The following is a 20,080-nucleotide window of genomic DNA, read 5'->3' on the forward strand; positions in this document are numbered from 1 at the left end:
ACATAGAAAGTGTGCACAACCCATGAGCGTACGCAGTAACATCGTCTTCGACGACACCGTATGGGAAGCGCTGCAGGCCACCCCGCGTGGCGAGCGGTCGCGCGTGGTCAATGAGGCCGTGGCTGCGTGGCTCAAGCGGCGCGACGCGGAAGCCGCCTGCCGGATGATGGACGAGATCAGCGCGCGCAATCCGATGCAGCCCGGCAGCGCCGTGGACTGGCTGCGCGCCGATCGCGAACGTCCATGAAGGCACTGGTCGTCGACGCGTCGATCATCATCAAGTGGTTCATCGTCGACGATGAAGGTGATCGCGAGCAGGCGGTACGGCTGCGCGACGCCATCGCGCAGGAGCGCCTGACCGCACTGGCGCCGGGGCTGGCGCTCTACGAAGTCGGCAATACTCTCGGCCGCCGCATTCCCGAGGATGCCCCGCTGGCCATGAGCGCCCTTCAACGCATGCCGTTGCGCCTGTGCAGCCCCGAGCCCGAAGAAATCGAGCGCGGGCTGACCTTGGTGCGCGAGCACGGCGTGACCTTCTACGATGCCGTCTATCACGCCATGGCCCTGCACCGCGAGGGGCAGCTGATCACCGCCGATCGCCGGTATATAGACCGTGTCGCTGCCACCGGCAGCGCCACCCTGCTCGCCGACTGGAGCCCGACTTGAGCGCGCCCCTGCAGAACGACCGCTTCCTCCGCGCCCTCGCGCGCCAGCCGGTGGACCGCACGCCGGTCTGGATCATGCGCCAGGCCGGGCGCTACCTGCCCGAATACCGCGCCACGCGCGCCAAGGCCGGTGACTTCATGACCTTGTGCCGCACGCCCGAGCTGGCCTGCGAGGTCACCATGCAGCCGCTGCGCCGCTTCGCGCTCGATGCGGCCATCCTGTTCTCGGACATTCTCACCGTGCCCGACGCCATGGGCCTCGGCCTGTACTTCGCCGAGGGCGAGGGCCCGCGCTTCGAGCGCCCGGTCACCGACGAGAAGGCCATCCGCGCGCTGCCGGTGCCGGATCCCAACGACAGCCTCGGCTACGTCATGGACGCGGTGCGCACCATCCGCGATGCGCTCGCCGGCAGCGTGCCGCTGATCGGCTTCGGCGGCAGCCCGTGGACGCTGGCCACCTACATGGTGGAGGGCGGTTCCAGCAAGGACTTCGCGCGCATCAAGGCGCTGATCTACGACCGCCCTGAGCTCGGCGACATGCTGCTGGGCACGCTGGCCGAGGCCAGCGCGCAGTACCTGAGCGCGCAGGTCGCGGCCGGCGCGCAGGCCGTCATGGTGTTCGACACCTGGGGTGGCGTGCTGCCGCCGGCGGCGTATCAGCGCTTCTCGCTCGATCCGATGACGCGCATCGTCGAGCGCATCCGCGCCGAGCACCCGGGCGTGCCGGTGATCCTGTTCACCAAGAACGGCGGCCAGCATCTGGAGCGCATGGCCGATACCGGCTGCGACGGCCTGGGGCTCGACTGGACCACCGACCTCGGCGCCGCCCGCGCGCGCGTCGGGGATCGCGTGGCGCTGCAGGGCAACCTCGACCCGTCGATGCTCTTCGCCAGCCCGGCACGCATCCGCGAGGCGGTGGGCGAGACGCTGGCGAGCTACGGCGCCGGGCCCGGCCACATCTTCAACCTCGGGCACGGCATCACCCCCGGCGTCGACCCCGAGCACGCCGCCGCCATGATCGAGGCGCTCCACGAACTCTCCCCGGCCTACCACCAGCAGGGCTGAATCATGGCGCGCTGGCTGGTCATTGCCGGCATCGCGCTCGTGCTGCTGGGGCTGGCGCTCCACTACGCCCCCTGGCTGCTCAACTGGTTCGGCCGCCTGCCCGGTGACATCCACCACGAAACCGAACACGGCCGCGTCTTCATCCCGATCACATCGATGATCGTGGTGAGTCTCGTGCTGTCGCTGCTGCTCAACCTCTTCAACCGCTGAGCGCGCCTTGAAGGCATTTCTCGTCGCTGCACTCGGGTTCGTGGCCCTCACCGTGGCGCTGCTCGGCGCGTGCATCGCCTTCGGCGGGCCGGCCGATCCCGGTGGCCGTTCGGCACTGGTGAATGCGTTCGAGCGCGCGGCGGTCTACGCGCCGCCGTTGCGTCGGTTCACGGCGCGCGACGGGACCGAGCTGGCCTATCGCCGCACCCTCGCGGACCCGCCGGTGCGCGGCAGCGTGGTCCTGGTGCACGGCTCGGCGGGCGACGGCCGCGCCATGCAACCGCTGGCGGACAGCCTTGCCGCGGCCGGGTTCGCCGTCTACACGCCCGACATCCGGGGGCACGGGGCTTCCGGGCGACGCGGGCGCATCGGCCATGTCGGGCAGCTCGAGGAGGATCTTGCCGATTTCCTCGCGGCGGTGGAGCCGCCCTCGCCGCGGCTGCTGGCCGGCTACTCCGCCGGCGGCGGCTTCGCGCTGCGGGTGGCCGCCGGACCGGGCGCGGCGGCCTTCGACGGGTACCTGCTGCTGGCGCCCTTCGTCGGCCACGACGCGCCCACCTATCGCCCGGGCGGTGGCGGCTGGGTCCGCGTCGGCGTGCCGCGCCTGGTGGCGCTGCATCTGCTCGACGGATTCGGGATCCGCGCCCTTCATCATCTGCCGGTCCTGCGCTTCGCGGTCGGCGATGCGCGCGGGCTGACGCCGAGCTACGGTTTCCGGCTGGCAAGCAACTTCCGGCCCCGCGCCGACTGGCGGTCCGAGGTCGCCGCCGTCGCGGCGCCCATGCAGGTCCTGGTCGGTGCCGACGATGGTGTCTTCGTGCCGGACGCCTTCGCGGAGGCATTCGCGCGTACCGGCGCTGCGGACATTCCGGTGCAGCAGGTCCCGCAGGTCGACCATGCCGGGCTGGTGCTGCAGGCGGGCGCGCGGCGCACCGCGGTCGAGGCCGCCGCGGCGCTGCTCTCGGCGCTGCCGCGGGCTCGGGCAGACTGAGCACACCGACGCGCGAGGGAGACGCCATGCCCAGCAACGAACCCGGAAGCATCGCAGCGCAGCGGGCCGAGGCCGTGCGCAACGCCTGCATCGAGGCCGCGCTCGCCGCCTGGGAGGATGCCGGCATCAGCGGACTGTGCGCCGAAGGCCGCTGGGAGATGGCGATCCAGGCCATGCGCGAGCTCGATCTGTCGCCGCTGCTGCAGCCGCCGCGCGATGATCCCTGACCCGCCGGCGGCTTCCCGGCGCAGTTCCGCCGCCCTATCATTGGCGGCCGAGCGATAGGGCCTGACGGAGGGCTTCCGGGATGCTGTCACTGGTTGTGCCGCGAGCGATCATCGGTGCGCTGACCTTCATCGCGCTGAGCCTTTCGCTGGTCGTGCATTTCCTGGCGTTCCTGCCTTTCGCACTGCTCAAGCTGGTGTCGCCGTGGCAGGCCGGTCGCGACTTCTGGACGCGGCTGATGGTGGCGATCGCCTGGCAGTTCATCCGCACCAACGCGGTGCTCCTGCGCCTGCTGACGCCGGTGCGGTGGGATATCCGGCTCGACGCCGCGCTCGACCCGGCGCGCAACTATCTGCTGATCAGCAACCATCAGAGCTGGGCCGACATCGTGCTGCTCTTCGACGTGCTGCGCGGCCGCGTGCCCTGGCTGCGCTACTTTCTGAAGAAGCAGCTCATCTGGGTGCCGATCATCGGCTTCGTGTGCTGGGCGCTGGACTTTCCCTTCATGGCGCGGCATTCCCGCGAGGCCATCGCAAGGAACCCCGAGCTGGCGAAGGAGGATCTGGAGACCACCCGCCGCGCCTGCGAGCGCTTCCGGAACGTGCCGGTGACCATCGTCAACTTCGCCGAGGGCACGCGCTTCACGCCGGCCAAGCACGCGGAGAAGCAGTCGCCCTACGAGAACCTGCTGCCGCCGAAGTCCGGCGGGCTGGCCTTCGCGATCAGCGCCATGGGCCACGAGGTCGCCGGGCTGATCGACGTCACCATCGCCTATCGGCCGACCCGCCACAGCCTGCTGTGGAGCTTCGCTAGCGGCGAGCAGGCAGAGCTCGTGGTCGAGGCGCGTCTGCACGATATCCCGGATGACATCCTGGCCGGCGACTACCAGAACGATCCGGCGTTCCGCGCCCGCTTCCAGCAGTGGGTGGCCGGATTCTGGCGCGCCAAGGACGAGCGGCTCCGCGAGCTGCGCAGCGAGGGTGCGCCGGCGCCGGCCGCGACGCTGCATTCCGGCGATTCGCGCAGCTGAACCGGCAGCGGCACAATCGGCCGTGCACCCGAACGGAGCCGCGCCATGAGCCGCATCCCGCGCAGCAAGGACGACGACTACACCGAGGACATGGCGCAGCAGCGCCGCGAGTTCGTGCGCGAGCAGACCGGCGTGTCGCTAACGCATACCGGGCAGTGCAGCTTCGACGCCGGCGAGGCGCGTGGCAACATCGAGCACTTCACCGGCGTCTGCCAGATCCCGATGGGCATCGCCGGGCCGCTGCAGGTCAACGGCGAGCACGCCCGAGGCGCCTTCTACGTGCCCATGGCCACCACCGAGGGCACGCTGGTGGGAAGCTACAACCGCGGCATGCGGCTGACGCGCGAGGCCGGCGGCGTCAACGTGTCGGTGGTCGACGACGTCATGCAGCGCGCACCGGTGTTCGTCTTCGCCAATGCCCGCGACGCCCGCACCTTCGGCGAATGGGTCGAGGCCAACATGGACCGGATCCGTGCCGCGGCCGAGTCCACCACCAGCGTCGGCAAGCTGCAGTTCGTGCAGCAGTTCGCGGCGGCGCGCTTCCGCTACCTGCGCTTCAACTACTCCACCGGCGACGCGGCTGGCCAGAACATGTGCGGCCGCGCCACGCGTGAGGCCTGTCTGTGGATCGCCGAGCAGTACCCCGGGCCGATGGAGCGCTGGGTACTGTCCGGCAACATGGACACCGACAAGAAGCACAGCCAGATCAACACCCTCTACAGCCGCGGCAAGCGCGTCATCGCGGACTGCGTGATACCCGACGCCGTGCTGCAGCAGGTGATGCACGTCAGCGCGCGGCAGTTCTTCAACCAGCGCGGCATCTCGAACCTCGGCGCGATGATGGCCGGCTCCAGCAACAACGGCAGCCATGCCGCCAACGGCATTGCCTCGGTGTTCATCGCCACAGGCCAGGACGAGGCGAATGTCGCCGAGTCACAGAGCGCGCTCGTGCACAGCGAGCTCACCGACGAGGGCGATCTCTACTACAGCGTGACCCTGCCCAGCCTCATCGTCGCCACCCACGGCGGCGGCACCGGCCTGCCCACACAGCGCGAATGCCTCGGCATGATGGACTGCGTCGGCCCGGGCAAGGCCCGCAAGCTGGCCGAAATCATCGGCGCCACCGTGCTGTGCGGCGAACTGTCACTGGGCGCTGCGGTGCTCGCCGATGAGTGGGTGAGCAGCCACGAGCAGTACGGGCGCAACCGCTGATTCGGCGAGCCCTGCGCCAGGCGCGAACGGTCTGATCCGCCAAACGCCATGTGCCGCATTCAGGACCAGCCTCACGTGCCCGACGCTTGGCGGCTGGCATGGCAATTTCTTGCGGGCCCAAGCTACGTTGCTGGATAGCTATCGGTCCGAACAGCTACTCGGAACTTGCAGCGCGTCCATATTGATCCACTGCCACTTATTTCAATTATTACGATAACTTATGGGGCATCTGTTACCCAAAGTCTCGTGGAGTTATGAAGCGCGCATCATCATTGAATAATGACGCGTGCTATCTAATCACTGTTGGGCTCTCGATGATGGCCGGTAGTTTACTGACTATTGTACAAACGACCATTGGTCTTATTTCTATTTCCTTCTGGGCCATCGGCATGTACTACTGGCATCTGACAAACAAAAATCTACGGCCCGGTGTTTCTATATTCGTTCTGCTCAATCCTGCTGCCTATCTTCGTAACGAAAACTTCACTCCTGCTGGAATCAAATACAGAAGAAGTGTCATTCTTTCCTTTGTTGGAATGATGTTTTTTGCTCTACTCGCTTTCGCGCTGAGAACCGTTCGAGAGTTATATCTTTAGGAAAATGACTTCCTCGCTTTACAGGTTTGAGTTAGGAGAAATGCATTTCTTCAGCGCGGCGCTGTTAATCGGGTTGATTGTAGTAACAGTCATAGTCCAAATCGACTTAATCAGGATCGCGCAGGATCCTGCAGAGCACAAAAAGAGATCAACATGGGGCTCCTGATGGGAGAAAAACTAAGCCCAACAAGGGCGATGGAGTCCGACGCTTGACCGCTTCCTCCCCTCGCTGCCGCTCCGGTCGGTCGCCGTCAAGCGCGGCTCATCGCCAACGTTGTGCGTCAAGGGAAGCGAGTGGCAAATGACCAGCATCGTGATATGGCCAAACTTTGAACTGAATCGATATCCTTCGATGTGGGTGGTTGGGGACACTCGTGTTAGCGCCGCTGGCGGAAGCCCATTATTGGAAGATGCGGCCAAAATTTTTGGACTGCCGGTCGTCTGTCGCGCGCCGGGGCAAGACGGTTTCTTCTCACAAGTCTATTTCGAACACTCATTTGGCTACTGTTTTGCCGGCAGTACTTTGATGGGACAAAACTCCTATCTCAGCTTGGTGCCATTGCTTAGTAATCTGGTTTCACCCAACCGTTACGTTCCTTCGATGTCGGATGTGGCGCACTTTGCTCTTAAATTCATTCGGAGAACGTTTGGTGAGTACAAGGAGAGGGCCGGGCCGGGCGCCATGTTTGAGGCCGCAATTTTTGGTTGGTGCCACGTCAACCAACGATTGGAAATATGGCATTTCCAGCCTAAGGTACAGAATGACGTGTATGAGATTGCGCTTTTCTCCCACGTTGACCTGCAGTTCAAGGACTTTCTGTATCTCGGCGATGAAAAACAAGAGGTGAAACGGCTGATTGAAGCCGCTTTTGATGAAGAAGCTGCACCTGGCCGACCGCCCGAAAGGTCGCCCCGACGAGTAGTGGACGAACTCATCGCAGATGGAGACAGAAGGTCAATTGGTGGCGATCAACAGCTTGCTATCGCCAATCAATTTGGCTTTCAACCATACACCTTGCTTCGACCACGAGTTGTAGGTCAGCCTGGAGCCTATATGAGCTATCTCGGCATCGAACTCAATCAAGACAACAACGCAGTCGGTCAGGCGATTGTTGGCGGGCCCGGGATGGCCTGAGTGTTGACGCACAATCACTGTTATAAGTCTGAGGAGGCGACGTGCCATCGAACGCACATGCAAAGTTCTTGAAAACAATAAGGCGTTGCGAGTCTTTGGTCGCCTCATACAGGCAACTACAGGAAATCGACCAGGAAAATGGCGCCGCTGTTCCAACTCCAAAAGATATTGTCCGCGGTGCGGTAGTTCTGGCGGTTGCGGCGCTCGACACATACGTGACGGATGTTTTTTTCGGAGAAACTGGTTCCTTACCTTCAGCGCTACAGACCTGATGAAGAACTAATAGGGCTTCTCCACGATGCAGGCCTGGATACAAAAGAGGCGCTTGTGTTGCTGGGCATGGATAGGCCATATAGGCGGATTAGGACATTAATCGAGAACTACTATGGGTCGTACACTACTCAGAAATTTGACGTGATTGATCAAATTTTCCGTCCCTATAGGCTAATTAATATAACTGAAAACGCTGCCAGGAGAAGTGGCAGAATATCTATCAAAAAATCCGTCGGAAAATTGGTAGAGCGACGGCATCAGATTGCTCACGCCGGCGACTACAATCGACATGGACGAATAATAGATATTGATGAGGCACAGATCGCAAGACAAATAGAACATCTGGAGCTATTTGTAACGAACATGGACGCAATATTGTGCAACAGGGTTTGACGACTTATAACCAAGCCAAGCACAGCGACAGCTTTTTCGTTGCGGCTTCGCCTCCACTACAAAGCTGCGCGTGTTGGCGGCGTTGGGCGCCCAAAAAGTAGAGTTGCCATAGGAAGAGATATGAATTACGGAGAAGCATTCACACGCTATGGTGCCGCCTTGCGAAATCCTCAATGGTCGGTGTGCGCTGAAAATGCCAAGGGTGAGTTGGTTGTAAGCCTTTGGCACCATCATTTTCGAAAGGCTGTGGGCAATACGATTCGATGTGTTGGAAAGGCATCACGTTGGTCTGGCCCAGGAAACGCTGAGTTCAGAGAGTCCATGAACAAGGCATTTGAAACCAACCAAGTCATTAGGGCTGTCATCGCCCGTACTGACAATCCGAACGCCGTAGAGCGTGGCGAGGGCGCAAGCAAACTAAAGAATACATTCTCTATTAAAGAGGATTGGTTTGGAAAAGTTGTAGTATGGGATGGTGATACTTACGAAATCGAGTTTGAGCGTAGAAACTAATGCCACATTGGATGTTCATCGTCTACATTAAGTCGGTCCCCAACAACCAATTGCTGCCGACCGGCTACGCTGTCGGCTGATTTGAGTCGTTACGCAGAAGCCCGCTCTTCGCGCATGCCGGCCATATGTCCTGCCCAATGATGTGCAGTGCTGGCGTTTGGCGCCGCTCTGCCGCGTGACAGTGCCGGCTCGGGGCTGATGCTCGACAAGGCATAATTCCGCCCCCTCCAAGCCAACCGAGCATCCACCATGCCTGCCTACAAAGCCCCTCTCGGCGACATGCGCTTCCTGCTGGACGAGGTCTTCGACTATCCGGCGCACTACGCCGGGCTGTCGAACGGCGGGGATGCGGACCCCGACACGGTGTCGGCGATCCTCGAGGAGTGCGCGCGCTACTGCGAGGAAGTGCTGTCCCCGCTCTACGCCAGCGGTGACGCCGAGGGCTGCACCTACGACAACGGCGAGGTGCGCACGCCGACCGGCTACAAGGAGGCCTACCAGCAGTTCATCGAGGCCGGCTGGCAGGGCCTGTCCTACCCGGAGGAATACGGCGGCCAGGGCCTGCCGATGAGCCTGGGCGTGCTGAAGACCGAGATGATGGCGACCGCCAACTGGCCCTTCCTGATGTATCCGGGGCTGTCGATGGGCGCCATGAACACCATCATGCAGTACGGCAGCGAGGAGCAGGTCGGGCTCTACATGCCGCCGATGACCGAGGGGCGCTGGACCGGCACGATGTGCCTCACCGAGCCGCAGTGCGGCACCGATCTCGGCCAGATCAAGACGCGCGCCGCGGACAACGGTGACGGCACCTACGCGCTGCACGGCAGCAAGATCTTCATCTCCTCCGGCGAGCACGACCTCGCCGAGAACATCGTCCACATCGTGCTCGCCCGCCTGCCCGACGCGCCGGAGGGCACGCGCGGCATCTCGCTGTTCATCGTGCCGAAGGTGATCCCGAACGCGGACGGCAGCCTGGGCGACCGCAACGCGGTGACCTGCCCCAGCATCGAGCACAAGATGGGCATCAACGCCTCGGCGACCTGCGTGCTCAACTTCGACGGCGCCAGGGCCTGGCTCATCGGCGAGCCCAACAAGGGCCTGGAGGCGATGTTCACCTTCATGAACTCGGCGCGCATCGGCACCGCCGTGCAGGGCATCGCCCACGCCGAGCTGTCCTTCCAGGGGGCGCTGGTGTACGCGAAGGAGCGCCGGTCCATGCGCGCGCTGTCCGGCAAGAAGGAGCCGGACAAGGTGGCGGATCCCCTCATGGTCCACGCCGACGTGCGCCGCATGGTCTTCAGCCAGAAGGCGGTCGCCGAAGGCGGGCGGGCGATGATCTACTTCGCCGCCAAGTACGCCGACCACATGGTCAACGGCATCACCGAGAAGGACGACGCCAAGTACGAGAAGTACGACGACAAGCTCGGCTTCTTCACTCCGATTCTCAAGGGCTTCCTCACCGAGATGGGCCTGGAGGCGGCCAACCACGGCATGCAGGTGCTGGGCGGCCATGGCTACATCCGCGAGCACGGCATGGAGCAGATCGTGCGCGACGCGCGCATCGCCACCCTCTACGAGGGCACCACCGGCATCCAGGCGCTGGACCTGCTCGGGCGCAAGGTGCTGCTGATGACGCGCGGCGGCTGCGTGCGCGAGTTCACCGCGCAGATCGCGCGCTTCGCGGCCGACAACCTGCGCCGGAAGGGCATGCGCGGCTTTGCCGCCACGCTCGGCCGCTACGCCACGCAGTGGAACCTGCTCACGGTTCGCCTGATGCTGATGGCCCGCAAGGACCGCGACGTGGTCTCGGCCGCCAGCCATCACTTCCTGATGTACAGCGGCTTCGTGATGATGGGCTACTTCTGGGCGCTGCAGGCCGCCGTGGCCCAGCAGAAGCTGGACGACGGCAGCGGCGCGCAGTCGGACGACTTCTACCGCGCCAAGATCGCCACCGCCGAGTTCTACTTCGACCACATGCTGCCGCGCGCGAAGAGCCACGCCGCGTCGATGACCAAGCCGAGCGCCTCGCTGCTGTCGCTGGACAGCGAGCACTTCAGCTTCTGAGCGCAACCGGCTTCCGGAGCGCGCCGGAGCCTGCCGGCGCGCATCACCGACGTGGCCGCATCACGGAAGGCAGCGGGCTCCGCTATCCTGCGCTCGCAGGCAGGACGTGGGGACGACCCCACCGCTCCATCGCGCAACGGGGACGGCCCCGGCATGGATGGCAGGAATTCCGATGGCCTGGGTCATTCTCTTGGTTGCCGGTCTGTTCGAGGTCGCATGGGCGATCGGGCTGAAGTACACCGATGGTTTCACGCGGCCCTGGGCGACGGCCGGAACGGTTCTGGCGATGGTGGTCAGCTTCTGGCTGCTGGGCATCGCCATGAAGACGCTGCCGGTCGGTACCGCGTACGCGATCTGGGTGGGGGTCGGTGCCGTCGGCACGGTGATCCTCGGCATCGTGCTGCTGGGTGAGCCGGCCAACGCCGCGCGCCTGATCAGCGTGGCCCTGATCGTGGCGGGCCTGGTCGGACTCAAGCTGGCCACGCCGGCCTGAGCGTTCGCCGATGCGCGAGCCGGACGTGATCCGCGAGCCGATCGATGGCCGTCGCGCCGAGGTGCTGCGTTTCCGCGACGCCGGCGTCGAGCTGACCTGGGACGATTGCCTGCGCGGCTGGCGCGATGATCCGGCGTTCCGCGACCGCTTCGGCGCGGCGCTGGCCGGCAGTGCCTTCGCGGCCCTGCGCTGGGAGTGCCCGCCGCTGACGCTTGGCGCGCTCCCGCAGCCCTTCGAGTGCGTGCTCATCGAAGCGCCCGAGCTGCAGCGGCCGGCCGATAGCGGCGATTTCGCCGAGCACCTGACGGCGGCATCGCCGGTGGTGCGTTTCGCGAATCTGGGCGGGGACGCCGAACTGGTGGTGCCGCGGCCGGTCGCCGGGTCCGCCGCCTACCCGCATCTGGCCGCCTTCCTGCGGCACGCGCCCGCGGCCCAGCGCGGTGCGTTGTGGCGGACGGTCGCGGATGCGGTGGACGCGATGATCGGTACGACGCCGCTCTGGCTGAACACGGCCGGCGACGGTGTGCCGTGGCTGCATGTCCGGCTCGACCGGCAGCCGAAGTACTACCGGCACGCACCGTATTGCGCGTTGCGCGAAGCATGACCGTGCCGGCGCTACGCTGGCGGGGTCTGCATCGGGAGAGAAACCGTGGCCATGGAATCGCTGTTCCCTTTCGTCGTCGTTGCCGTCTTCGCGGTCGTGGCGGTCTTTCTGCTGGTCAGGATGTTCCGTCACGGCGGCTTCCGCGGCATGCTCTTCGGGGCCGGCGTGCGCCGGACGGTGGGTGAGGTCGAGGGCGCGTCGTCCGGTCTGATGCGCACGCGCGTGAAGGTGCACGTGCTGGACGGCGCGCCGGAGCGCGCGGTCGGCGTCGAACTGGTCGTGAAGACCTTCGCCAGCTATCAGATGATGCCGGTGGCGCTGTCCGCGAGCGAGGCGCGCAGGCTGAGCGCGCATCTCGACGCCGCCGCGCGCGGGCAGGAGCGCGCCTGATGCCGGACCCGCAGTGGCTGGCCGGGCAGCTGCGGCGCCCGAGCGGTGACGATGCCGCCGAGGTCGGACGCAACATGAACGCGTCCAACGGGCCGCTCAACCTGCGCTGCATCGCGCAGCTCGCGTGCACGGCCGGTGACCGGGTGCTGGAGATCGGACCCGGCAACGGCGGTTTCGTGCGGCCGCTTCTGGAAGCGGCGCCGGCGCTCGACTACACCGGTGTGGACTGGTCCGATGCCATGGTGGCCGAGGCGCGGGCCGACAATACCGACCTCGTCGCGGCCGGTCGGGTGCGCTTCCTGCAGGGCAGCTCCGCGGCGCTGCCCTTCGCGGACGCCGCCTTCGACCGCGTGCTCGCCGTGCACACGCTGTACTTCTGGGAACCGCCGGAAAGCCACCTGGCCGAAATCGCGCGCGTGCTGCGTCCCGGCGGCAGCCTGTGCATCGCCTTCGGTGACGCCGGGTTCATGCGCGACCTGCCCTTCACCGCGCACGGCTTCCGGCTCTACACGCTGGAGCGTGCGCGCGAGACGATCGAGGCAGCGGACCTGCGCGTGCTCGACGCGGTTGCACATCGCGAGAGCGGTCAGAGCAATGCCGGCGCGACCGTCGACAAGCACGTGCACATCGTGTGCTGCGACCGGCCCTGAGCCGGCCGTGCGCTCAGCGGGTGGCGTCGATCCGGGTGAGCAGTTCCTCGGGCGTGCGCAGATCGGTGAAGAGCGTGCCGTGGTGTGCCTGCGCCCATTGCGCGAAGGCGGCCGGCTCCGTTTCGCCGAGCAGCACGGCCAGCGCCTCGATGTGCTCGCCCTCGCCTGTGGCGGCCTCGCGCTCGAGCCAGTCGAGCTCGCTGCGCACGTAGTGGCGGGCGCGCAGCGCGGCGCGTTCGTCCTCGCTGCCGCCGGACGAGGCCGACGTTGCTGCGTCGCCGGTGGTGGAGGCCAGATCGGTGGGCGCGGTGGTGGCCTTCTCGCTGGTGATCCCGCACGCGGACAGCGTTGCGGCCAGCGCCGCGGCCAGCGGCATCGACAGGTTTCGCATCATGGCTCGAACTCGTCGTGTTGGGAGGGGGCTTCGGGAGTGTACGCGCGCCGGCGTGACACGGACATGCCTGCCACGTGCGCGTCATGCTGACCGGGGAGTATTCACCGCGCGTTCGGGCTGTCACAGTAGGGTCTGCAACGCTGAACTCTCGACAAAGGGGATCAACATGGCGAGTTTCACCGACCGCATGCTCGGTGCGGCCAAGCTGGACGTGGCGACCTACGAGGAGGTCGAGGCCGATCGCGATGCCACCATGCAGGCGCTCGGCGTCGTGGTGCTGGTCGCGCTGGCCACCGGCATCGGCACCATCGGCTACGGCGGCATTTCGGGCGTGGTCGTCGGCATCCTGGCGGCCGTCATCGGCTGGGCGATCTGGGCCGGACTCATCTGGCTGATCGGCACCAAGCTGCTGCCCGAATCCACCACCGAGGCGGACTGGGGACAGGTCGCCCGCACCACCGGGTTCGCGCAGAGTCCGGGCGTGCTGCGCGTGCTCGGGTTCATTCCCGTGCTCGGACCGCTCATCGTGCTCGCCACCAGCATCTGGCAGCTGGTGGCCGTGGTCGTCGCCGTGCGTCAGGCGCTGGACTATTCGCAGACCTGGCGCGCCATCGTGGTGGTGGTGATCGGCTGGCTGATCAACCTGGCGGTGTACGCGCTGCTCGGCGTCGGCTCGGTGGGCTGATAGACCCTCGTTTCGTTCGCCCCCGGCGGTCCGGGATGCAGCGGCGTGCAGTAAGCTGGCGCCGGGCATCGGATCGCACGGGGGCGGCAACGTGACACTGGAACTGATCTCGCGGGAACCGCAGCAGTTGCGCTACCCGCGCCCGGTGCTGTTCGTGCACGGCGCGTGGCACGGCGCCTGGTGCTGGGATCGCGGCTTTCTCGACCGCTTCGCGCGCAACGGCTTCTCGGCGCACGCCGTCAGCCTGCGCGGGCACGGTGCCAGCGCAGGGCGCAGCCGGCTGCGCTGGAACACCCTGAGCGACTATGCCGACGATGTCGCCGAGGCCGCGTCGCACCTGTCGGCGCCCCCGGTGCTGGTCGGGCATTCGATGGGCGGCGCCACGGTGCAGAAGCTGCTCGAACGCGCGGCCGCGCCGGCCGCCGTGCTGATGGCGTCGATGCCGCCGTCCGGCGTGTGGCGCGTGGCGCTGGACATCCTGCGTCACCGGCCCGTGGCCTTCGCGCGCATGAACCTGCGCATGAGCCTGATGCCGGTGGTCGAGACGCCCGCGCTGGTGCGCCGGGCCTTCTTCTCCGACGCAATGCCCGACGCGCAGGTGGCGGACTACGCTGCCTGCATGCAGGACGAGTCCTATCGCGCCTTCCTCGGCATGCTGGCGCTGGAGCTGCCGCGACCGAAGCGCGTGTCGACGCCGATGCTGGTGATCGGCGCCGGGCAGGACACCATCTTCCTGCCGGCCCAGGTTGCCGAGACCGCGCGCGCCTACGGCACCGAGCCGGTGATGTTCCCCGACATGGCGCACGACATGATGCTGGAGCCCGGCTGGGAAGCCGTTGCCGACCGCATCATGGCGTGGCTCGAGGCGCGCGAAGCGGCGGCCTGACGCCGCGGAGCTAGTCGGCCCCGGCGCCGGTCTGCAGCATGGACTGCGCCATCTTCCGCACTTCCTCGCCGCCGTCGTCGAGCTTGATCGGTTCCGGGATGGCGATGCCGCGCTGCACGGCCGGGCGCTCGCGGATGGCCGCGACCCAGCGCTGGAGGTGCGGCAGGTCGTCGATGTCGACGCCGGCCCAGAAGTGCAGCGATACCCAGCTCCAGTTGGCGATGTCGGCGATCGAATAATCGCCGCAGAGATACTCGCTGTCGGCCAGGCGCGTGTCGAGCACGCGGTAGAGCCGCTTGGTTTCCGACTGATAGCGGTCGATGGCGTACGGGATCTTCTCCGGCGCATAGCGATGGAAGACGTTGGCCTGACCCTGCATCGGGCCGATTCCCCCCATCTGGAACATCAGCCACTGGATGACCCGCGAGCGGCCCTTCGGGTCGCTGGGCATGAGCGCACCGTGCTTCTCCGCGAGGTAGATCATGATCGCGCCCGACTCGAACACCGCGAAGTCGTCGGCGTCGCGGTCCACGATGGTGGGGATGCGTCCGTTGGGATTGATGCGCAGATACTCGGGCTGCTTCTGTGCGCCTTCGGCCAGCGCGATCGGGTGCACGGTATAGGGAACGCCCAGCTCCTCGAGCGTGATGGAGGCTTTCCAGCCGTTGGGTGTGGCGGCGGTGTAGAGATCGATCATGCGGCGCTCCGTGTCGGGGAAGGGGTGCCGACGCCGTGGCGGTCGAGCACGGCAAGGAACTGCGCCGGCTCCGGCCGGACGCGGTAGTTGTCGGTGAGATCGGCGTGCAGGATGCGGCCGCCGGCATCGGTGAGCAGTACCGTGGGCCGGGGCACATCCTCGTCGTAGCCCAGCGCCTGCATGCCCGCGGGCAGACCGGCGCGTTCGAGAATGCCGAGCCGTTCCGCGGCGGCGTTGCCGGGGTCACCGAGGAAGCGCATGGGCACGTCGAAGCGCGCTGCCAGCGCCCGCGTGTTGTCCTCGGGCTGCGGGCTCACCAGCAGCACCTCGACACCGCGCTCGGCGAGCGCGCGGTACTGCCCCGCGATCTCGCGGATCTGCGCCATGCACAGCGGGCACCAGTTGCCGCGATAGAAGATCCATAGCGCCGGCCGGCTCGTGAGCGTCGCGCTGCCGACCTCGGCGCCGTCCTCGCGCAGCGTGAAGGCCGGCAGTGCGGTACCGGGGCGCAGCGTCGCCGTCTCCGGCCGGGCGAAGCGCGAATACCAGAACAGGTAGAGCGGCGTGCCGATCAGTCCGACGCCGACGGCGACCGCCGCCGCCCAGCCGCCGCCCGCTGCGATGCTCCAGGCGCTGCCGGCCAGCGCGGCCAGGAGCAGGAGCGGCACATGGCGCGAGGTGCGCGGCGTCGGGCGCACGAAGATCCGCGTGAAGAACAGGGCCGGGGCGCCGCAGACCAGCAGCGCGCCGAGCCACGGCGAGCTCGCGCCCTGCCGGGCGACGGCGTAGATCGCGACGGCGGTGCCCGCCATGGCGGCGATCAGGTAGAGGGTGATGAACAGGGATTTGGCACGGGTCACGGCGGGCTCCTGTGGTGCCTCAGTCGAGGCTGTGCAGCGCGACGCCGACGATGTCGTCGAGGCGGTCGCGATCGGGTGCGGACTTCGCCGCCAGGCTCAGCCCCGCGACGTTGTTGAGCAGGAAGCGCGCGAGCGTGCGCGGCGGATCGCGGCGCTGGATGTCACCGGCGGCCTGGCCGCGCGCAATGGCGTCGTGGAAGGCCTGCTCGATGCGACCGGTAATGGCGGTCGCGGCGCGGCGGACTTCGGCGTCGTGCGGACCGATCTCGGCGATGCAGTTGTTCGCGAAGCAGCCGTAGCGGCCGTCCGCCGACGCGGCCCATGTCACGTAATCGCGCAGCGCCGACTCGATGTCGGCGCGACCGGCCTCGGGCCGCATCACCGGCGAGATCGGGCTCTCGCTGCAGATGAAGCGCTCGTATCGCGCCAGCGCTTCGAGCAGCAGCGCGCGCTTGCTGTGGAAGGTGTCGTAGAGGCTGCTCTTGCTGAGGCCGGTGGCAGCGAGCAGCGATGCGAGCGAGCTGCCGTGGTAGCCGGCGGCCCAGAACTGGTGCATGGCGCCGTCCAGCGCCAGTGCTTCATCGAATGCGCGCGTGCGTGCCACACCCCTCTCCAATATGGACCGATCAGTCCAGTATTGGCGCGGCGGGAGTGAATGTCAACGGCGTTCGGGGGCGTCCCGATGGCGGCAGGGCGACCTGCGCGGCGTCATTTGCCGGAACTTGAGGCCGTCCGTCGGCTGTCAGGCGCCGCGTGACTCCCCGACCTGACATGCGATTCGGCTGCGGGCCAACCATGACCATCCGCTCATCGCATCGTGATCGTCATGCGCCAAGCCCGTCCGATGTCCGACCGCTCCATCCGCCGCGCCACGGCGCGGACCGGTGCGTGCGTGCCGGTGTCGGTCCAGCGCGGGGTGGGCCTGATCGAGATCATGGTGGCCCTGGTCATCCTCTCGATCGGACTGCTCGGCATCGCCAACCTGCACATGGCGGGGCTGCGCATGACCCAGGAGGCGTACTTCCAGAGCCAGGCGACCATCCTGGCGCAGGACATCATCGACCGCATGCGCGCCAACCCGGATGCTGCCGAGGACGGTGACTATCTGCGTGCGGACTTCGCCGATGCGGAAGAGCGCGCCGCCTGCGCGCCGGTGGTCATGCAGGGCGATCTCGCGCAGCAGGATGTCGCGCTCTGGCTGCAGGCGCTGGCCTGCGGTCTTCCGGGCGGCGACGGCACCGTCGCGCAGCGCGCGGACGGCATCTACCGCGTGGTGGTGCGCTGGGACGCGCGCGATGGCGAGGGCCGCGACGGCCACGATCTCGTCGTCACCGAGGTGCAGCTGTGAACGGGGCCGCCTCCCGTCGGGCGCAGGCGGGCATGACGCTGGTCGAGCTGATGATCGCGATGGTGCTCGGCCTGGTGCTCGTCGGCGGTGCCATCCAGGTGCTGCTCAGCACGCAGGAGAGCTACCGCCTGCAGGAGAACATGGCGCGCCTGCAGGAGAACGCCCGCTTCGCGATGGAGATGGTGGCGCGCGATCTGCGCATGGCCGGCTACTCGCACTGCGGGACCATCGACAACATCAGTTTCCACAACAACGTCGCCGATCCGGACGGCGATCCCGATCCCGCCTTCGACTTCGGGAATGCCGCCACCATCCGCGACGTCGCGCCCCAGGGCGCGCTCGCCGGCAGCGACGCGCTGCGCCTGCGCCATGCTCAGGAACGCTCGCTGCGCGTGCAGACGGTCCCCGGCGGCGGCAGCGCCAACCTCAAGGTCGGCGGCAACGTCCTCCATCTGCAGCAGGGCGACGTGGTGACCGTCACCGACTGCAGCGAGGCCGACACTTTCCGCATCACCAATACGCCGGCCGAGACCGAGGACGAGAGCGATCAGGTCACGCTCGCGCACGCGGCGAACTTCAATGTCTCGCCGCATCTGCAGGGCAGCTACGCGGCCGGCGATCGCGTCGTGGTCATCCGCAATCTCACCTGGTTCATTGCCGAGGACGATGACCTGCACGCCGACGGCACCCCGGTTCCGGTGCTGTATCGCGACGCCGGTGACGGCCCCGAGGCGGTCGTCGAGGACGTGCGTGCCATGCGCATCCGCTACGGCACCGACGACGACGGCGACGGCAGCGCCGAGCGCTATCTGCGCGCCGCCGCGGTGACCGACTGGCGGCGGGTGGTCAGCGTGCGCGTCAGCCTGCTGCTGCAGACGGCCGAGAACGGCCTGTCACCGACGGCGCAGAGCGTGGTCTTCGACAACGCCGAGGTGACCTCGGACGACCGGCGCGTGCTGCGCGCCTTCACCACCACCGTATCGCTGCGCAACCACAGCGGAGGTGCCCCGTGATGCCACGAGCGACTCATCGGCAGGTGCCGCGCAACGAGCGCGGTGCCGCCCTCATCGTCTGTCTCACGCTGCTGCTGGTGGTGACCGTGACCGGTCTCGCCGCCGCCGGCGGCAGCACCCTGCAGCTCGGCATGGCGGGCGCGGTCAAGACCCGCCACCTTGCCTTCCAGGCCGCCGAATCGGCGCTCCTGGAAGGCGAGCGCCGCATCCGCAACATGGCCTTCGGGTGCGGCATCGACGATGTGCTGCCGCCGGACGGCGACAGCCACCAGCTGCCCGTGACCGACGGCGGGTTCGTCCGTATCTGGGACGATGGCGCCGAGGGCATTCCCGACCCGTGGAACGCCGAGAGCTGGGCGCAGGCGCAGGGCTACGGCCACAGGCTCGCCGGGGTCGGCGAGGCGCCGCGCTATACCGTGGCGATCGACCGCGTCGAGCCCGAAACGCACAGCATCATCTTCCGCGTCACCGCCGCTGCCGCGGTGGACGGCGGTGCCCGGGCAGTGGTGCAGAGCCGCTTCCGCCGCAGCTTCACGCGCACCATCCGCATCACCGGCAACGATGCGGTCAACGTCGTCGCGATCGGCGACGGCATCGTGACCGCGCGCGGCGCCTTCGGCGGCACGCCCGACCTCGACATCTCGCTGGGCGGCTGGGTGCCCGATCAGTGCAACGATGCGGGCGCACCCGTCACGCTGGCCTACCAGGGCACCGGCGGCACCGATGTGGTGGTGGTGGCCGATGTGCTCGGACTCGGCTACGCGCCGGGGGTGTCGAATCTGCTCGATGTGACCGCGCAGGTGCTCGGACTGGAGCGCGCGCTCGAGGCGTACCGCATCGAGCGCATCACCGTGGACAACCCCGGCACCACCGCGACCGTGATCACGACCCTCGATGTCTCGGGCCGCTTCATGTCCGATACCGAGTACTGCATCAACACCGCTGCCGGCGAGACCGAGGACAGCGTGCTGGACAACGTGGTCACCGGGCTGGTCGGCAGCCTGCTGCCCGACACGCCGCTGGACACCATCCTCGAGGGCGTGGTGAACGCGGGCGAGGCACTGGTCGGACCGTCGGGCCTGCTTCCGGTGCTGCCGCTCAACGCGTCGATCATCGTCGACGGCGGCGGCAACGACCGCTACGACATCCATACCGACACCACCAGTGCCGCTCTGGTCACGGCCGATCTCGGCGGCGACGACCGCTATCGCGTGCGCGCCATGGGCGACGGCTTCGTCGAGCTGCCGGTGATGGTGGACGTGGGCGGCAACGACCACTACGACATCGCCGGCGGCAACAGCATCAAGGCATCGCTCGACAGCGGCGCGCTCTCGAGCCTGAACGGCCTCCTCGGCAACGGCAGCCTGGTCGGCAACCTGCTGGGCAATCTGGGCGCCGCGGTCAATCTGCTCGCCGATGGCAGCTGCAATGCCGGCGGGCTGGTCGGCGGTCTCCTGTGCGGCGTGCTGAGCCCGCTCGCGAACCTCCTCGACAACATCCTCGGCACGGTCAGCGATCTGTTCGACGATCAGGTCGAGCCCGGCGCGGACAATCCGCTCGCCTATCAGCAGGGACGGTGCGACGGCGTCGCTCCGGGACGCGTGAGCTGGCGCGAACTCATGCGCTGAGGCCGTCCCGGGTGCGTGGCACCGATTCGTTTATGATAATCATTCTCGAATGAACGG

General features: G+C 66.9%; 25 protein-coding genes. 21 read left to right on the forward strand and 4 right to left on the reverse strand.

Annotation, left to right across the window (positions count from 1 at the left end):
- The first annotated feature begins 22 nt into the window (after positions 1-22).
- The 16 genes from KAH28_RS12010 to KAH28_RS12080 all read left to right on the forward strand — a co-directional run bounded on the left by KAH28_RS12010 (position 23) and on the right by KAH28_RS12080 (position 12,512).
- Complete coding sequence (locus KAH28_RS12010) at positions 23-247, forward strand: hypothetical protein (protein WP_290576919.1); 225 nt, start codon at positions 23-25, stop codon at positions 245-247.
- Entirely contained in the window at positions 244-666 is a 423-nt protein-coding gene (locus tag KAH28_RS12015; protein ID WP_290576921.1) for a type II toxin-antitoxin system VapC family toxin, read from the forward strand. The genes KAH28_RS12010 and KAH28_RS12015 overlap by 4 nt, the downstream gene beginning before the upstream one ends.
- Entirely contained in the window at positions 663-1,730 is a 1,068-nt protein-coding gene (gene hemE, locus KAH28_RS12020; RefSeq protein ID WP_290576922.1) for a uroporphyrinogen decarboxylase, read from the forward strand. The genes KAH28_RS12015 and hemE overlap by 4 nt, the downstream gene beginning before the upstream one ends.
- 3 nt (positions 1,731-1,733) lie before the next feature.
- Entirely contained in the window at positions 1,734-1,940 is a 207-nt protein-coding gene (locus KAH28_RS12025) for a DUF2905 domain-containing protein (protein WP_290576923.1), read from the forward strand.
- 7 nt (positions 1,941-1,947) lie between these two features.
- Positions 1,948-2,931, forward strand: coding sequence for an alpha/beta hydrolase (locus KAH28_RS12030; RefSeq protein ID WP_290576924.1), 984 nt, complete (start codon positions 1,948-1,950; stop codon positions 2,929-2,931).
- Positions 2,932-2,957: 26 nt separating this feature from the next.
- Entirely contained in the window at positions 2,958-3,158 is a 201-nt protein-coding gene (locus KAH28_RS12035; protein WP_290576925.1) for a hypothetical protein, read from the forward strand.
- An 80-nt stretch (positions 3,159-3,238) separates the two neighbouring features.
- Positions 3,239-4,186, forward strand: a complete 948-nt coding sequence (locus KAH28_RS12040) for an acyltransferase (protein WP_290576926.1) — start codon at positions 3,239-3,241, stop codon at positions 4,184-4,186.
- Positions 4,187-4,231: 45 nt separating this feature from the next.
- The gene (locus KAH28_RS12045; protein WP_290576927.1) at positions 4,232-5,398 is read left to right on the forward strand and encodes a hydroxymethylglutaryl-CoA reductase; all 1,167 of its coding nucleotides are present in this window, start codon (positions 4,232-4,234) and stop codon (positions 5,396-5,398) included.
- Between the two features lie 897 nt (positions 5,399-6,295).
- Entirely contained in the window at positions 6,296-7,129 is an 834-nt protein-coding gene (locus KAH28_RS12050) for a hypothetical protein (protein ID WP_290576928.1), read from the forward strand.
- Between the two features lie 339 nt (positions 7,130-7,468).
- A complete protein-coding gene (locus tag KAH28_RS17470) occupies positions 7,469-7,795 on the forward strand; it encodes a HEPN domain-containing protein (protein ID WP_366918181.1) in 327 nt (108 codons plus the stop codon).
- Between the two features lie 120 nt (positions 7,796-7,915).
- Positions 7,916-8,308 (forward strand): hypothetical protein, encoded by a 393-nt coding sequence (locus tag KAH28_RS12055; RefSeq protein ID WP_290576930.1) that lies wholly within the window; start codon positions 7,916-7,918, stop codon positions 8,306-8,308.
- A 249-nt stretch (positions 8,309-8,557) separates the two neighbouring features.
- Positions 8,558-10,375, forward strand: coding sequence for an acyl-CoA dehydrogenase C-terminal domain-containing protein (locus KAH28_RS12060; protein WP_290576932.1), 1,818 nt, complete (start codon positions 8,558-8,560; stop codon positions 10,373-10,375).
- Positions 10,376-10,547: 172 nt separating this feature from the next.
- Positions 10,548-10,868: a quaternary ammonium compound efflux SMR transporter SugE gene (gene sugE, locus KAH28_RS12065; RefSeq protein ID WP_290576933.1), complete on the forward strand. Its 321-nt coding sequence runs from the start codon at positions 10,548-10,550 to the stop codon at positions 10,866-10,868.
- A gap of 10 nt (positions 10,869-10,878) precedes the next feature.
- On the forward strand, positions 10,879-11,472 hold the full coding sequence (locus KAH28_RS12070) for a hypothetical protein (protein WP_290576934.1): 594 nt from the start codon (positions 10,879-10,881) through the stop codon (positions 11,470-11,472).
- Between the two features lie 51 nt (positions 11,473-11,523).
- Complete coding sequence (locus KAH28_RS12075) at positions 11,524-11,862, forward strand: hypothetical protein (protein ID WP_290576936.1); 339 nt, start codon at positions 11,524-11,526, stop codon at positions 11,860-11,862.
- Positions 11,862-12,512 carry a class I SAM-dependent methyltransferase gene (locus KAH28_RS12080; RefSeq protein WP_290576938.1) on the forward strand — a complete coding sequence of 217 codons (651 nt, stop codon included), beginning with the start codon at positions 11,862-11,864 and terminating at the stop codon, positions 12,510-12,512. The genes KAH28_RS12075 and KAH28_RS12080 overlap by 1 nt, the downstream gene beginning before the upstream one ends.
- A 13-nt stretch (positions 12,513-12,525) precedes the next feature.
- Here the strand turns inward: KAH28_RS12080 and KAH28_RS12085 are convergent, their stop codons facing one another.
- Positions 12,526-12,906: a DUF3015 family protein gene (locus KAH28_RS12085; protein ID WP_290576940.1), complete on the reverse strand. Its 381-nt coding sequence runs from the start codon at positions 12,904-12,906 to the stop codon at positions 12,526-12,528.
- Between the two features lie 166 nt (positions 12,907-13,072).
- Between KAH28_RS12085 and KAH28_RS12090 the strand changes: the two genes are divergently transcribed.
- Both KAH28_RS12090 and KAH28_RS12095 read left to right on the forward strand, forming a co-directional pair.
- On the forward strand, positions 13,073-13,591 hold the full coding sequence (locus tag KAH28_RS12090; protein WP_290576942.1) for a YIP1 family protein: 519 nt from the start codon (positions 13,073-13,075) through the stop codon (positions 13,589-13,591).
- A gap of 91 nt (positions 13,592-13,682) precedes the next feature.
- Complete coding sequence (locus KAH28_RS12095; protein WP_290576944.1) at positions 13,683-14,477, forward strand: alpha/beta fold hydrolase; 795 nt, start codon at positions 13,683-13,685, stop codon at positions 14,475-14,477.
- Positions 14,478-14,487: 10 nt separating this feature from the next.
- On the opposite strand, the gene KAH28_RS12100 is transcribed toward KAH28_RS12095, so the two are convergent.
- The 3 genes from KAH28_RS12100 to KAH28_RS12110 are packed head-to-tail and all read right to left on the reverse strand — an operon-like array spanning position 14,488 to position 16,638.
- Entirely contained in the window at positions 14,488-15,174 is a 687-nt protein-coding gene (locus KAH28_RS12100; RefSeq protein WP_290576946.1) for a glutathione S-transferase N-terminal domain-containing protein, read from the reverse strand.
- Positions 15,171-16,034, reverse strand: a complete 864-nt coding sequence (locus KAH28_RS12105; RefSeq protein ID WP_290576948.1) for a redoxin domain-containing protein — start codon at positions 16,032-16,034, stop codon at positions 15,171-15,173. Before KAH28_RS12105 ends, KAH28_RS12100 begins: the two co-directional genes overlap by 4 nt.
- A gap of 19 nt (positions 16,035-16,053) precedes the next feature.
- A complete protein-coding gene (locus tag KAH28_RS12110) occupies positions 16,054-16,638 on the reverse strand; it encodes a TetR/AcrR family transcriptional regulator (protein WP_290576950.1) in 585 nt (194 codons plus the stop codon).
- A gap of 222 nt (positions 16,639-16,860) precedes the next feature.
- Here KAH28_RS12110 and pilV point away from each other — a divergent pair, with 222 nt between their 5' ends.
- The 3 genes from pilV to KAH28_RS12125 are packed head-to-tail and all read left to right on the forward strand — an operon-like array spanning position 16,861 to position 20,023.
- Complete coding sequence (gene pilV, locus KAH28_RS12115; protein WP_290576952.1) at positions 16,861-17,382, forward strand: type IV pilus modification protein PilV; 522 nt, start codon at positions 16,861-16,863, stop codon at positions 17,380-17,382.
- Entirely contained in the window at positions 17,379-18,395 is a 1,017-nt protein-coding gene (locus KAH28_RS12120) for a PilW family protein (protein WP_290576954.1), read from the forward strand. The genes pilV and KAH28_RS12120 overlap by 4 nt, the downstream gene beginning before the upstream one ends.
- Complete coding sequence (locus KAH28_RS12125) at positions 18,395-20,023, forward strand: PilX N-terminal domain-containing pilus assembly protein (RefSeq protein ID WP_290576956.1); 1,629 nt, start codon at positions 18,395-18,397, stop codon at positions 20,021-20,023. The genes KAH28_RS12120 and KAH28_RS12125 overlap by 1 nt, the downstream gene beginning before the upstream one ends.
- The last annotated feature ends 57 nt before the right edge of the window (positions 20,024-20,080 follow it).

This window comes from Algiphilus sp. (assembly GCF_023145115.1).
Classification (GTDB): Bacteria; Pseudomonadota; Gammaproteobacteria; order Nevskiales; family Nevskiaceae; genus Algiphilus.